This window comes from Actinopolymorpha sp. B11F2 (assembly GCF_040195635.1).
GTDB lineage: Bacteria > Actinomycetota > Actinomycetes > Propionibacteriales > Actinopolymorphaceae > Thermasporomyces.
In genome coordinates this window covers 141,044-154,007 of the sequence record NZ_JBEFTX010000020.1, presented here as the reverse complement: position 1 = coordinate 154,007, position 12,964 = coordinate 141,044, and the positions used below count along the sequence as shown (strand labels likewise).

Below are 12,964 nucleotides of genomic sequence, written 5' to 3'. Positions count from 1 at the left end.
CAGAAGCCAGATCAGCCCGCAACGTCTTCACCGCAACCGTCCGACCAAGACGCCGATCAATACCGATACGCACCTCGGCCATACCCCCGTGACCGAGCACCTCGCCAAGGTCATACCGACCGCCGAGTCGGGGTAAGCCGGTCTGCTCGGCAACCGGGTCGCGGTAGTTCTCAGCCCGGTGACTGGGGGACATGGTTACCGTCCGATCGTCTGCCGCCACTGTGTGTGGCCTGGGCGCCGCCGTTGTCGCTGTGCATCCCCGCCAATAGCGGTGCAAGCATACGCAGCCTGTGCCCGTCCGCAGAGACGGGCAGAAGCTCGTCGGGGTGTTCGCTCAGGAACTGGTTGCGCACGCACCGGCTCACCGCTGGTCCGCATGCCCGGATCGTGGTCGGTGGCTGACAGTACCGTCCGCGGCATGACTGAAGCGTCCTATCTCCGGGCCACCCGGGCCGCCTACGACACCGTTGCCGTCGACTACGCCGAGCTGCTCAAGGTCGAACTTGGCGAGAAGCCGCTGGATCGGGCGTTCCTGGCCGCGTTCGCCGAACTCGTGCTGGCCGGCGGCGCCGGTGCGGCCGGCGTGTCGGGCGCGGCGGGCGTGTCGGGCCCAGCGGCCGCGGGCGCGGCGGCCGCGGGCGCGGCTCCGGTCGCCGATCTCGGGTGCGGACCCGACCGGGTGACGGCGCATCTGGACGGTCTCGGCCTGCACGTGTTCGGCGTGGACCTGTCGCCGGCGATGATCGAGGTGGCCCGGCAGGCGCACCCCCACCTGCGCTTCGACGAAGGCTCGCTGACCGATCTGGACGTGGCCGACGGCGTGCTCGGCGGCATCGTCGCGTGGTACTCCATCATCCACACGCCACCGGAGGACCTGCCGCGGATCTTCGCGGAGTTCCACCGGGTCCTCCGTGCGGACGGCCAGTTGTTACTGGCCTTCCAGGCGGGTGACGAGCGGGTACGCCTCGAGCATGCCTATGGCCACGCGATCGAGCTCGACGCCTACCGGTTGGCGCCCGACCGGATCGCCGCGTTGTTGGCCGCGGCCGGGTTCGTCGTGTACGCACGAACGCTCCGCGAGCCTTCCGGGCCTGAGAAGACCCAGCAGGCCTACCTCATGGCCCGCAAGCAAGGGACGACGGCGTGACGCTCCGCCGCCGGGCGCGCCAGGACTCGCACTCGGTCGCTCTGCGGTAGGCCCGCGCCTGCAGCTCGAACAGCTCCGCGTACCGGCCGCCGGCCTTCGCCAGCTCCTCGTGCGTGCCGGCTTCCAGGATCCGGCCGCGGTACGGGCGACCCGGTAGGCGTAACCGATCAGTGTGAGCATCGGCGGCACGATACGGAGAAAACCGGCCACCCCTGCGTCCTGTTTCCTCGCTATCTTGTGCTTCCATGCGTGCCGACCGCCTGGTGGCCATCGTCCTGCTCCTCCAGGCTCACGGACAGCTGACCGCCCCTGCGTTGGCCAGCCGGCTCGAGGTGTCCGAACGAACGATCCGCCGTGACCTCGACGCTCTGCTCCTCTCCGGGCTGCCGTTGTACTCACAGCGCGGCCGGGGTGGCGGGTGGGCACTGACAGACGGCTACCAGGTCAACCTCTCGGGCCTCACCGCCGACGAGGCCCAGGCGCTCTTCCTCGCGACCGGTCCCGAACTCCTCGCGGGTCTCGGGATCGAACAGGGCGTGTCCTCGGCCCTGCGCAAGCTGCTCGCCGCTCTGCCCAAGGAGACAAGGAGCCACGCCACGAAGGCGCACCGAGCTGTCCACGTCGACCCGACCCGGTGGGGTCAGCTCGCCGAGGAGACGCCGAGAATGCTGGCCAGCCTTCGCGCCGCCGTCGTCGCCGGCCTCCAGGTGGACCTGACCTATGCCAAACCAGGGCGCGAGGCGTCCGTACGCCGGGTCCATCCGTACGGGCTGGTCTCGAAGAGCGGTGTCTGGTATCTCCTCGCGGGCACCGAAGCCGGCCCGAGGACGTTCCGGGCCTCCCGGGTGGCCGACGTCGCCGCCACTGCCGAGCCGGTCGAACGCCCGGACGACTTCGACCTGGCTCGCGCCTGGGAAGAGGTCAACCACGAGTTGCCCCACTGGCCCGACCAGATCAGTGTGGAGTTCTCCGTCGAAGCGGACGCCGTACCCGAGGTGACCGGGGTCCTGGGCCCCTGGAACAACGTTCAGGCACTCGACCCCGGCGAGAACGGGTCAGCTGGGCCGCGGCGGTTCCGTGCCCGCTTCCCGTCCGTCGGCGATGCCGCCTTCGAGCTGATCTACTTCGGCGAGGCGGTCCGGGTCCTCGCTCCAGCGTCCGTACGACACGAGCTGGCGCGGATCGGGCGCAACCTCGTGAGCGCCTACGCACTACCCCCAGTTCGGGATCGTTCCGTCGGGGTCAGCAAGTGCGCCCAGGAGTCGGCGTAGCCGTCCCTGACGTGTGACTGCTTGGTGCGGCGCCTGCGGTGCATCGCTGGCCGATGCGTGGGAGAGGGGAGAGGAGTCGCAGGGCCGTTGCCGACGCTGGTCGTGGTGAGTGGGCCGCCGGGTGGATTCGGGAAGACCACGCTGGCGACACCCGTGCTCCACGTCGACACCACCGACGGATACCGGCCCGCCCTGCCCGAGATCGTCGCCTTCGCTGGTGCCCGACACCACGTGCCAGGATGATCGGACGTATGCGGAGATCTCGAGGAGGCCCCGACCCCGTGGAGAGTGGCGTGACGGACGTACGACCGCAGCCAGCCGTTGTTCCCGGCCTTGTGTCGGTGACGTTCCGCCACCTCGCGCCGGCCAGTGTCGTCGAGCTAGCTGCCGACGCCGGGCTGCGGGCGGTCGAGTGGGGTGGCGATGTCCACGTACCCGTGGGAAACCTGCGGACCGCTGAGCACGTACGAGGACTGTGCGCCGGCCACGACCTGGCTGTGGCAAGTTACGGCTCGTACTTCCGGCCGGGTTCCGACGCTGCCACCGACTTCGTGCCCGTCGTCGAGACCGCCGTCGCACTCGGCGCACCCTCGGTAAGGGTGTGGGCCGGGCGGCTCGGTTCGGGGGAGGCAACCGAACGCCAGCGTGCGGACGTCGTCGACGGGCTGGCGAAAGCAGTCGTGCGGGCGGCCGAGCATGACCTGAAGGTCGCGCTGGAGTTCCATCCGGGCACCCTGACCGACACGGTCGACTCGACGCTCGCGTTGCTCGACGAGGTGCGTGTGCTGCTGGGTACGTCTGGCCCGGCGGTGTGGACCTACTGGCAGCCGGGACGCGGTACGCCGACGCCGGCCCAGGCACGCGACGAAGTGCGCGCGCTCGGCCGCCATCTCACGACGGCCCACGTCTTCTCCTGGAGCGCCGACGGTGCCCGGCTGCCACTCGCGGACCGCGCGGACCTGTGGCAGGGCGTACTCGCCGATCTGCGAGGCGAGCAGGGGGCCGAGCCGCGGGCTGACGCCGATGCGGTGACCCGCTTCGCCCTGCTGGAGTTCGTACGCGATGACGACCCAGGAGCGTTCCAGCAGGATGCGGCGACCCTGCTCGCCTGGCTTGACGGTTAGTCGGAGGCCAAGCGGCCCATCCCTGCCATGCTGGTCCCCCCGTGCTCGTTCCCGTCATGCTCATCACCGCAGGTGTGAGAGCAGCTCCGTGAGCGCGGCGATCGAGTCCTGCAGGATCGCGCCGTCCTCGCCCCGCATCCAGGCCTGTTGCGCGGACGGGAACCGGCCACGGTAGAGCTGCGCGAAGGCGAGAACGTTGTCCCGGGCGTTCTGCGCCGGCGTGATCTCCTCGCCGACCAGGCGGCGCGCGGAGTACGACAGTGCGATCCGGTCCTGGAGCCACTCTGGTACGGCGTCGACCACGGCGGAGACGCACTGAGGGTGCGCGTGCGCTGCCGTCATGAGGCGAGCGGCAAGCTCGGGATCACCGTGCCGTCGCGCCCGCGCTTCGAAGAGCGTCCAGTACCGTCCGAGCGAACCGGCCCGTTGACCCCAGCGTTCGGTGGCGACCTCGGCGAGAGCGCCCCCGGCCTTTCGGAGACTGATCCAGGCGCCCGTGGCGTCGCCGCTGTGCACCAACCGCTCGGTGTCCAGGAGCAGTTGCTCGGCCTGGTCACACCAGGACTCCCGGCGCCTCGCGACCACGCCGGTGTCGAAGCGGTGCCGAGACGACCAGTCCAGGAAGACAGCCGCCACGTCGTGCGGGTCGTGGATCGCGACACCGCCGTAGATCTTGTCGATGCCGTGCAGCCAGCGCGGGTCGTCCATGCGTTCCACCGTGGCGGGGAGACCACCCGAAGCCGTCTGCCGTACCTCGGCCTCGTCGAAGGTCAGTCGCCCGGCGTCGACCGCGGTGTAGATCCCGCTGCTGCCCCACATCGCACTCAGCTCGTACGCCGTCCGGTCGACGTCGGCGGCTGTCTCCCGCACGTCGCGTCCGGAGCACAGGGCCATGAGGTCGATGTCGGACATGGGCCAGTGCTGGCCGCGGCCGACGCTTCCGCCCAGGACGAGTCCGGTGACACCGGGAACCGCGGCCAGTGCCTCGACCGCCTCCGTGCAGCGACTGGCCAGCCGCTCCTTCCACCCGAGCAGGCGGGGATCGACATGCTGCGCTGGTTCGGAAATCTGCGGCACGAGGCAAGCCTCCTACACGGGCACGAGCAGGAACGACCAGCAGCAGGATACGTGTCAGTGTGTGGCTCGCCGGAGCTTGAACACCGGGTGGTGGCTTGCCTCTGCCTCCCAGTCTGTGAGGGGAGCATCGGGCGAGGTGGAGAAGTACGGCGCGAACGCCTTGCGCAGCATGGGGCTCGCGTTGGCCACGGCGTCGCGGAGGAGGGGTGCTCCCTCCGTCGGCGTCAGCTCGTGGGCGGTCACGTCGAACGTGCTCCCTCGCCAGGTGAGGGTGGCAGAGCCTGCGGCGCGGAGGTTCTTCACCCAGTCCACGACCCCGTAGGGCGCCATCAACCGCCAACCCTCGCCCTCGCCGTCGTTGTCGGGGAGCAGAGCGATGGGAGTGGTACGAGGCAGTCCGCTCTTGCGGCCCGGGACCGTGAGCAGGGCCGTGGGAACACCGGACCCGCGGACGGGTAGGCCGAGCTTGATGAGGATCGTCATGACTCGGTTGGCGATTCGCAGACCCGTCGAGTGGTGGTAGGTACGCACGGTCTCCTCCGAACGATGATCGCACAGTGGTTCGCAGTCCAGATAATACGAGATGCATAGTACTGCTCTCGCGGATGTTCCTGAGCAGGCGGGGGCGCCCACCGAGAGATCAGGACGACGCCCGCATGTCGATCCGGGCGGGCGCCGATCGTGTAGACGATGAGAGCCGGCCCGAACAACGCCGGCAGGAACCACACCCATGGAGGCGTACGACATGAAGCACTATCTGCTCAGCATCCAACAGCCCGACGCTGCCGGCCCGCCGCCGCCGGAGTTCCTCGAACCGATCATGCGCGATGTCGACGCCTTCAACGCAGAGCTCAGGGCCGCCGGTGCCTGGGTCTTCGCGGGCGGGCTACACGAACCGAGCACCGCCACCGTCGTACGGGTGAAGGATGGGGACGTGCTGACCTCCGACGGGCCGTACGTCGAAGGCAAGGAGCACGTCGGCGGGCTCTCCATCGTGAAGGCGGCCGATCTCGACGCCGCCCTCGAGTGGGGTCGGGGGCTTGCCGCGGCGACCACGCTCCCGGTGGAGGTACGCCCCTTCCAGGGCGAGACCGGCGACCACCTGGCCTAGGCAATCGGGTCGCGTCGGACCCCGGCGTTCTGGGAGCCTGGCAGCATGACGAACGTCGTGATCACGACCTTGACCGAGCGGCCCGACTTCGCCGACCGCGTCTTCGACTTTGAGAGTCCGTGGCCTGAGTTCATGCGCCAGGACAAGGTCGCCGACGCTCTGCTCGGTCAGGTTCGGGCGGCCTTTCCGGCGTACTGTGTCGTCGCCACGGACGGCGACGGCGCAGTCGTCGCGCGCGGGCTGAGCATCCCCTTCTGCGCCGAGGGTCCGGGCCGGGATCCGTACCCCGACGGTGGCTGGGACGCCGTGCTCACGTGGGGGTTCGCCGATGTCCGCGCCGGTCGTACGCCGACCGCCGTCAGCGCGCTCGAGATCGCCATCGACCAGGCGTACCAAGGCCAGGGCCTGTCGCACCGCATGCTCACGGCGCTGCGGGATGCCGCCAGCGCGCAGGGCCACGACACCCTGGTCGCGCCGGTACGCCCGAACGGCAAACAGCGCCAGCAACGCGTGTCCATGCGTACCTATCTCACCCAGTGCCGTGATGACGGGCTCCCCGCCGATCCGTGGCTCCGCGTGCACGTCCGCGCCGGCGGCCGCATCGTCAAGGTCGCACCCGCGTCGATGCTCATCGGCGGCTCCCTCGACCAGTGGCGCGGATGGACGGGACTGCCGTTCGATCACGACGGTGAGGTGGAGGTACCCGAGGCGCTCGTGCCCGTGCGGTGCGACATCACCCATGACTTCGCCGTCTACGTCGAACCGAACGTCTGGATCCACCACGACCTCGGTGAAGCGTGATCGTTGGTTCGGGCCGAGCCTTGACCGTCGGGCGTCGCCGGTTAAAGTGGCGCCAGCGCGCTGGGGTCGCGCCGAGACTCGCCGGAAGGCTCGAAGCCACCTCGCTGCGCTTGGGTTTGAGCGGCAGACACCTGAAGCTCTGAATCGTCCGTGCGGGTCCGGGCGAAGAGCGAGGTGATTTTCATGAGGACGCTCCCCGACAACCCCAGCCTCTACCACCTTCGTCGACAGGCCAAGGACCTTCTCGGCGGGCTGCGGGAGTCTGAGCCAGGAACATCCCTGTCGGATGCACAGTCGGCGTTGGCCAAGCAGTACGGGTTCCGCACCTGGACCGACCTCAAAGCAGAGGTCGATCGGAACAGGGGCAAGGCAGACGTCGCCGACAAGACCCTGGCCGAAGCCGTGGCCGCGCGCTACGGGCTCGGCAAGGTGACCGGTCCGATGCGCTCTGTGGCCCGGCCCGACAACATCGGGCAGCGATGGTCGCTGGAGACCGAGCAGGGCCGCTGGACCGTTCGTACGATGGACAACTGGACCCCGATCACCGATGCGGAGACCGACGTCGCCCTGCAGGAGGCGGCGGCCGCGGAGGGGATTCGGATCCCGGCGCCGGTACGCAGCCGGACCGGCGCGATCGTCGAGTCGGTCGGTGGGCACAGCTGGCGCGTCTACGAATGGGTCAACTCCGGTCCACCCCTGGCAGGGCCGGTGAGCTCGAAGGACGCGTACGCGGTGGGCGAGATCCTCGCCAAGGTCCACCGCCTCGCCATGCCCGTGGACCGCATCAGCCCGTGGCACGCCAGGTTCCTGTTCCGAGCGCAGTGGCCTGGACTGGTTGCGGCGGCACAGGCCAGGGGAGTCGACTGGGCGCCCCTCCTGGCCAAGGCCACACCGGCGATGGCCGAGTGGGAGACCATCGGTGCCGACTTCCCCGTGCCGGCACCGGTGATGTGCCACAACACGTTGGGCCCGGCAAAGGTGTGGCGCGGAGAGGGCGGTCGCCTCATCGTCGTCGACTGGGACTACGCCGGTGGACAGCCACCAAGCTGGGAGTTGTGCGACGCCCTGATGCATTTTGTGCACACAGCGTCCGGCCACCGCGCGATGATCGACGGCTACCGGGCACACGCGGGATCGCTCCCGCTCCTGAACCTGGCCATGTTCCGCGGAGCGCTCACCAGCCTCGCGAACTACATCGCCGAGCAGGTCGAGACGGCACTGAACGCCCACGGTGGCGAGCATCAACGCCATGCGGACCGCAGTGTCCGACATCTCCTTTCCGGACGCCTGCCCTCTCCGGACAGGCTCGAACAGCGCCTCGCCGCGGCCGTCTCGTGATCGTGGCCCGTTGGTAGTTCAAGCCGGTGGGCCGTTCGACCCGTGGCCGTGAGGTCCGTGGGTCGAACGGCCCACGGGTGATGGACCTCCGGACGGTCGGATTCCGACGTGACCAGAGATCTCCTTTTTGGTGGAGGCTGGGAACCGAGAGGAGTACGAAATGACCGAGAGCGGTGCCAAACCCACGAGCAGAGCCGAACCCGGTGCGCTCGACGTACCCACGGACCTCAGCCACGGAGGTGTCGTCGAAATCTCGGGAGAGCTCCGAAAGCTCCTCGCCGATGTCTTCGCGCTCTATGTCAAGACGAAGAACTTTCACTGGCATATGACCGGCCGGCACTTCCGTGACTATCACCTGCTGCTCGACGAGCAGGCGGAACAGATCTTCGCGATGTCGGATGACGTTGCCGAAAGGGCGCGCAAGATCGGCGGCACGACCATTCGTTCCGTCGGTGACATTGCCAGGAACCAACGTCTTGCGGACAACGACGTCGAATTCATGCCCCCGGACGAGATGATGCGGGAACTACGCGACGACAACCGGGCGCTGACGCACTACCTGCGGGCGACGCACGAGGTCTGTCAGAAGTTTGACGACGTGGCGACGGCCAGCCTGATCGAGACCTGGATCGACGAGACGGAACGACGCACCTGGTTCCTGGCCGAGGTCGTCACCGCGGTCTGAGCCTGGTTCCGGCGGCGCGGACTGTTCGTCGGCGGGTGATCATCCTGGCGGTGGTCAGCCGCTGAGGTCGACGACGACCTTCACGTCTCCGGCAGCTTTGTGAAGGGCGTCGGAGAATCCGTTCATCGGAACCCGGCGGGTGATGACGCGTTCCAACCATCCCCGGTCGGCCTTGGCGAGTGCGTCGGCGGCCTGTTCGAAGTTGCGGCGGGCGGCGTTGACGGAACCGAAGAGCACGGTGTTCTCCAGCACCATCTCCCTGTTGACCTGGTCCAGCGCCACCCTGACCTCGCGGGTCCCTGCGGAGAGCCCAGTAAGACAGATCACGGCATTGGGCGGAGCGACGTCGGGGAGATCGAACACCAGCGGACCGTGACCGGTGCACTCGATGACGACATCTGGTTCGACGTCGATGTCCATCACGCTGCCGGTGTGGAAGGTCGCACCGAGGCCGGCGACGAGTTGTGGTTTCGGTTCGGCGTCGTTGATGTCGAGCACGTGCACGTCAAGGCCGCGTTGTACCCCCAACAGAGCGGCCAGCAGTCCGATCGGGCCCGCGCCGGTGACCAGCGCAGCCTTGGGCCGCGACCAGGAGCGAGCGACGAAGCGGTCGGTCTGCTCCCAGGCCTTGGCCAGAACGGATGCCGGCTCGACGAGTACGCCAAGATCCCGCAGGTCCGGGTCCACCTTGACCGCGTACTCCGGTTCGATGCGCCACCGCTGCGAGCCGAATCCGTCGAGCTCCTTGATGCCACGCTCGGTGTACCGGCCGTTGCGGCAGAAGTCCATCTCGCCGTGCGCGCACGGCTCACAGGGCACCGGGTCGGGCCGGCGCACGATGCCGACGACAAGATCCCCTGGCTCGAAACCGCTGTCTCCGGGCGCCTCCAGAACCTCCCCGAGGGACTCATGTCCCACCAGGAGGCGGTCCGTCCCGGGTGGCGGCCATCCGTATCCCTGTTCGACGATGTCGACGTCGCTGCCGCAGACTCCCAGCAGCCGGCCGTCGACCAGGATCGATCCCTGTGTGCCCGGCGGCTCGTCGACGTCGCTGACGCGCACCTCGTCGGGTTTGCCCGGAACAACCGTAATTGCTTTCATGATCTCCCCAGGGGGCGTCAGCGGAAACGACCGTACGAACGCACGCGCCGTCCCCTTCTCTGGTATCAGGGCGAGCTTTGTGTACGACCGGGCCATTCGAATTTCTTCGACCATGACCTTCGGCGGTACGCGCGCCGACGCGGGGCTCCCGGTGACGGGCGGCATCGAGCGGACTTCATGAGACTTTTCTGGCTGAGTAACCATCAGCAATTCGGTGGACAGTGGCGGTACAGAGGAGTACGTATGAGCGACGACCACATGGGGGGAGGCCCGATGGATCCGGTTTGGATGCTGGTCGTGATCGTGATTGTTGGCTACGTGTTGTCAATACTCCTTCATCCGTATGCAAAATGTGATCGCTGCAAGGGTTTGGGCCGCCACCCGGGCTCGTTGTTCACCTACTCACTGCGGCCATGTCACCGGTGCAATGGAACCGGCCAGAAACAGCGGATCGGTGCCGTTCTGCTCGGACGCGGGAAGCGGCGGAAGTCCACGTCGCGGATTCAGCCGCCGTCGCGCTACTCCTAGGACGCGTGCCCGCGGGTAGGTGTGCCGGTGTGCACATCCAGGGGCCAGTTCAGCCGATGCTGGCGAAGAGTGTCGATCGCTTGCCGGCGCCGCGTACGGGAGGGTGGGTTTATGAGCCGAAGCTGGACGGATATCGCGCCCAAGCCCACATTGACGACGACGGTGTCGTGCACATTTATACGCGGCGAGGCGTACTCCTTGATCAGGTATTTCCCGAGTTGACGGGTGCGGTCGTCGCGGGTCTTCCACCGGGCACCGTCGTCGACGGAGAGATCGTGCGCTGGGTGGGTGGTCGGCTGGATTTCGACGCGCTGCAACGGCGTTACGCCCAACGCGCCAGGTCCGGGGTTCTCGCGGTGACCGATCCGGTGCATCTCGTCGTGTTCGACGTCCTGGAGACCGCGGCGGACGGGGACCTTCGACGCCGGCCGTTGACGGTGCGCCGGAAGGTGCTGGAGCGGCTGCTCGCGCGGGTGCCTTCCGGTTCCCATCTGTCACTGGGCATGCAGACCGACGATCCGGAGTTGGCGCAGCTCTGGTACGACGAACTACCCGCCTCCGGAGTCGAGGGGTTGATCATCAAGCCCGCGGACAGCCGCTACTCCGGGCGCCGCGAGTGGTTGAAGTACAAGGCGCATACGACCACCGAGGCGATCGTCGGCGGGGTGACCGGCAGTCTCGAACGCCCAGAGGCGCTGCTGTTGGGTCGGTACGCCACGGAGGCCGGCGAGTTGCGCTACGTCGGGCGGACGACCCCACTCAGCCCCTCCGCCGCCGCGACCCTGGCGTCGCTCCTCACCTTGGCGGGCCCTGATCACCCCTGGCCGGAGGCCATGACGGTGACGTGGCGGGCTGGCCCGGTGCGTTACGTTCGCGTAGAACCCACCGAGGTGGTGGAGATCCTGGTCGACGTCGCCACGGATCAGGGCAGCCGGTGGCGGCACGCGGTGCGTTTCCTGCGGATACGCCCAGACCTGCGGCCGGAGGATCTGACACCCATCGACGCCGAGGTTTGATCCGCCGTCACTCGAAGGACCCCCCGACTGGTCGAACGCGACCGTCGTGAGCGGCGACGCCGTCGACGTCGTAGCCCCGCCCGTCGACGTCGTAGCCTCCACGACGGCTCGATCACCTCACCGGTGGAGAGCCGGCGGAGCAACCGGCGGTCGAGCAGGTACGCCTCCCCACGCTCGCGCGCCGCCGTCACCGCCGGCGAGCCTCCGGCGGCCCGCTCGTACTCCAGCAGCCCTTCGAGCACACAGATCGTGCTGTGGAACGACCCACGCGTCGACCCGTTCTCCTGTTCGCAGTTCCAACCGCCGTCGGCCACCTGCTCGTCGACCAGCCGGTCGACGATGGCCCCGACGTCCTCACCGAAGTAGGTACCGATGGCCACGGTCCTGCCGTTGATGCACGGCTCCACCTCGCCTGAGAAGAACGGCTGACCGTCATGCTCCCAGCGGCTGTTCTCGCGGACCAGGGCCACAGCGTGGCGGGCCTGGGTGCTGGCCGGGTCGAGGCCGAAGTGGTAAAGGAGCATCAAGGTCCAGGCGGTGGAGGTCCAGACGGGAAAGAGCGTTCCTCCGCCCCACTGACCGTTCGGTGCCTGCAAGGCGAGCAGTCGAGCGCCCCAGCCCTCGCTCGCCACCCGAGCGCGCTCGGCACCCACGTCGGCCTCGGACGCACCGGTCAGGTCGCGCATGACCTGCCACCGGAGTGCCGGGTCGGAGTCGAGCAGCCAGTCCTCCACAGTCATGTTCGCCCTCCTCCAGCGACCGCGACCCTCGACGGTCTTCGGCTGCGTACGCTACGACCTGTTCCGGACGCTCCACTTCCGGATTCGACCACCGTGGAAGGGCGCGTCGACAAGCCCACCGAGTGCTTGTGCAGACCACCCTGGTGGGTCCAGCCGCACTGTGACCAGGTTGGTCAAGGCCCAGGTCAGAGGCGGTTTCGCGGGTCCGTACGCCCACGTCGGACCATCGCGGAGTCGGCCTTGTCCAGGTATGCTCATCGCGCCTCAGCCAGGGGCACAACGGGACGGGAGGCCGCTGTGCGGACTGTGACGGTGGACCAGGTGTCTGTCAGCTACGGCAGCCGGCCGCCGGTCCTGCAGGACGTCACACTGACCGCGGAGCCCGGACGCGTGGTCGCGATCAGTGGCCGCTCCGGCGCCGGCAAGACGACGTTGCTCTCGACCATGGCGGGACTCCTGCAACCGGCGACGGGCACGGTCGCGGTCGACGGCGAGTCCCTGCGTGACCGCGACCACGCGGTGGCGCTGCGCCTCGTCCTCGTCCCGCAGGGCAACGGCCTTGCCACGTTCCTCACCGCGGGCGAGAACCTCGAAGTGGCGTTGCTCGCCAACGGGATCGAGCCCTCCGAGGCCCGCCGGCTCACTGCCGAGTCGCTGGAACGGCTGGGCCTCGCGGGCCAACGTGACCAGCTGGTCGAGGAACTCTCCGGCGGCCAGCAGCAGCGCACCGCGATCGCCCGCGGTCTGGCGCTGCGCGGCGACGTCCTCCTGGCCGACGAGGTGACCAGCGAGCTGGACGCGGTTTCCCGCCAGACCGTTCTGGATCTGCTGCGCGCAGAGGCCGAACGTGGGGCGGCGGTCGTGTTCGCCACGCACGACCCGGAGGCCGCCGCCGTCTGCGACGCCGAACTCCACCTGGTCGACGGAAGGGCCGAGTTGGTCAGGGCCGAGCTCGACCCGGCAGCCCTGTCGGTCGTACGCGAGAGGCAACCCGTCAACCAGCCTGCGGCCAGGTAGGGCACCTG

14 protein-coding genes are annotated in these 12,964 nt (G+C 68.5%); 10 read left to right on the top strand and 4 right to left on the bottom strand.

The window, feature by feature from the left end:
* The first annotated feature begins 418 nt into the window (after positions 1-418).
* From ABN034_RS28855 to ABN034_RS28840, 4 genes are all read left to right on the top strand, one after another.
* Positions 419-1,147: a class I SAM-dependent methyltransferase gene (locus ABN034_RS28855; RefSeq protein ID WP_349694133.1), complete on the top strand. Its 729-nt coding sequence runs from the start codon at positions 419-421 to the stop codon at positions 1,145-1,147.
* 245 nt (positions 1,148-1,392) lie between these two features.
* On the top strand, positions 1,393-2,418 hold the full coding sequence (locus ABN034_RS28850; RefSeq protein ID WP_349694132.1) for a helix-turn-helix transcriptional regulator: 1,026 nt from the start codon (positions 1,393-1,395) through the stop codon (positions 2,416-2,418).
* 87 nt (positions 2,419-2,505) lie between these two features.
* Positions 2,506-2,661: a hypothetical protein gene (locus ABN034_RS28845; protein ID WP_349694131.1), complete on the top strand. Its 156-nt coding sequence runs from the start codon at positions 2,506-2,508 to the stop codon at positions 2,659-2,661.
* Positions 2,662-2,711: 50 nt separating this feature from the next.
* A complete protein-coding gene (locus ABN034_RS28840) occupies positions 2,712-3,542 on the top strand; it encodes a sugar phosphate isomerase/epimerase family protein (RefSeq protein ID WP_349694130.1) in 831 nt (276 codons plus the stop codon).
* Positions 3,543-3,605: 63 nt separating this feature from the next.
* Here the strand turns inward: ABN034_RS28840 and ABN034_RS28835 are convergent, their stop codons facing one another.
* Both ABN034_RS28835 and ABN034_RS28830 read right to left on the bottom strand, forming a co-directional pair.
* Complete coding sequence (locus ABN034_RS28835; RefSeq protein ID WP_349694129.1) at positions 3,606-4,619, bottom strand: nucleotidyltransferase domain-containing protein; 1,014 nt, start codon at positions 4,617-4,619, stop codon at positions 3,606-3,608.
* Positions 4,620-4,673: 54 nt separating this feature from the next.
* Positions 4,674-5,150 (bottom strand): nitroreductase family deazaflavin-dependent oxidoreductase, encoded by a 477-nt coding sequence (locus ABN034_RS28830; protein ID WP_349694128.1) that lies wholly within the window; start codon positions 5,148-5,150, stop codon positions 4,674-4,676.
* A gap of 199 nt (positions 5,151-5,349) precedes the next feature.
* On the opposite strand from ABN034_RS28830, the gene ABN034_RS28825 reads away from it, so the two are divergent.
* The 4 genes from ABN034_RS28825 (at position 5,350) to ABN034_RS28810 (ending at position 8,554) form a co-directional block, all read left to right on the top strand.
* Entirely contained in the window at positions 5,350-5,730 is a 381-nt protein-coding gene (locus tag ABN034_RS28825) for a YciI family protein (RefSeq protein WP_349694127.1), read from the top strand.
* 45 nt (positions 5,731-5,775) lie between these two features.
* Entirely contained in the window at positions 5,776-6,531 is a 756-nt protein-coding gene (locus ABN034_RS28820; RefSeq protein WP_349694126.1) for an N-acetyltransferase, read from the top strand.
* A gap of 183 nt (positions 6,532-6,714) precedes the next feature.
* The gene (locus ABN034_RS28815; protein ID WP_349694125.1) at positions 6,715-7,869 is read left to right on the top strand and encodes a phosphotransferase; all 1,155 of its coding nucleotides are present in this window, start codon (positions 6,715-6,717) and stop codon (positions 7,867-7,869) included.
* Between the two features lie 160 nt (positions 7,870-8,029).
* Positions 8,030-8,554: a Dps family protein gene (locus ABN034_RS28810; protein WP_349694124.1), complete on the top strand. Its 525-nt coding sequence runs from the start codon at positions 8,030-8,032 to the stop codon at positions 8,552-8,554.
* A gap of 54 nt (positions 8,555-8,608) precedes the next feature.
* Here the strand turns inward: ABN034_RS28810 and ABN034_RS28805 are convergent, their stop codons facing one another.
* A complete protein-coding gene (locus ABN034_RS28805; protein WP_349694123.1) occupies positions 8,609-9,655 on the bottom strand; it encodes a glucose 1-dehydrogenase in 1,047 nt (348 codons plus the stop codon).
* Positions 9,656-10,239: 584 nt separating this feature from the next.
* Here ABN034_RS28805 and ABN034_RS28800 point away from each other — a divergent pair.
* Positions 10,240-11,199 carry an ATP-dependent DNA ligase gene (locus ABN034_RS28800; protein WP_349694122.1) on the top strand — a complete coding sequence of 320 codons (960 nt, stop codon included), beginning with the start codon at positions 10,240-10,242 and terminating at the stop codon, positions 11,197-11,199.
* Here ABN034_RS28800 and ABN034_RS28795 read toward each other — a convergent pair.
* Entirely contained in the window at positions 11,106-11,939 is an 834-nt protein-coding gene (locus ABN034_RS28795; RefSeq protein WP_349694121.1) for a hypothetical protein, read from the bottom strand. The two genes, ABN034_RS28800 and ABN034_RS28795, sit on opposite strands and share 94 nt — an antisense overlap.
* A 297-nt stretch (positions 11,940-12,236) precedes the next feature.
* Between ABN034_RS28795 and ABN034_RS28790 the strand changes: the two genes are divergently transcribed.
* A complete protein-coding gene (locus ABN034_RS28790; RefSeq protein WP_349694120.1) occupies positions 12,237-12,956 on the top strand; it encodes an ATP-binding cassette domain-containing protein in 720 nt (239 codons plus the stop codon).
* The last annotated feature ends 8 nt before the right edge of the window (positions 12,957-12,964 follow it).

Bases quoted from the DNA above. Each gene is read 5' to 3' on its own strand.
- ABN034_RS28810 (WP_349694124.1), top strand. From the start codon at position 8,030: ATGACCGAGAGCGGTGCCAAACCCACGAGCAGAGCCGAACCCGGTGCG.
- ABN034_RS28795 (WP_349694121.1), bottom strand. From the start codon at position 11,939: ATGACTGTGGAGGACTGGCTGCTCGACTCCGACCCGGCACTCCGGTGG.
- ABN034_RS28800 (WP_349694122.1), top strand. From the start codon at position 10,240: ATGCTGGCGAAGAGTGTCGATCGCTTGCCGGCGCCGCGTACGGGAGGG.
- ABN034_RS28850 (WP_349694132.1), top strand. From the start codon at position 1,393: ATGCGTGCCGACCGCCTGGTGGCCATCGTCCTGCTCCTCCAGGCTCAC.
- ABN034_RS28825 (WP_349694127.1), top strand. From the start codon at position 5,350: ATGGAGGCGTACGACATGAAGCACTATCTGCTCAGCATCCAACAGCCC.
- ABN034_RS28820 (WP_349694126.1), top strand. From the start codon at position 5,776: ATGACGAACGTCGTGATCACGACCTTGACCGAGCGGCCCGACTTCGCC.
- ABN034_RS28855 (WP_349694133.1), top strand. From the start codon at position 419: ATGACTGAAGCGTCCTATCTCCGGGCCACCCGGGCCGCCTACGACACC.
- ABN034_RS28815 (WP_349694125.1), top strand. From the start codon at position 6,715: ATGAGGACGCTCCCCGACAACCCCAGCCTCTACCACCTTCGTCGACAG.
- ABN034_RS28805 (WP_349694123.1), bottom strand. From the start codon at position 9,655: ATGAAAGCAATTACGGTTGTTCCGGGCAAACCCGACGAGGTGCGCGTC.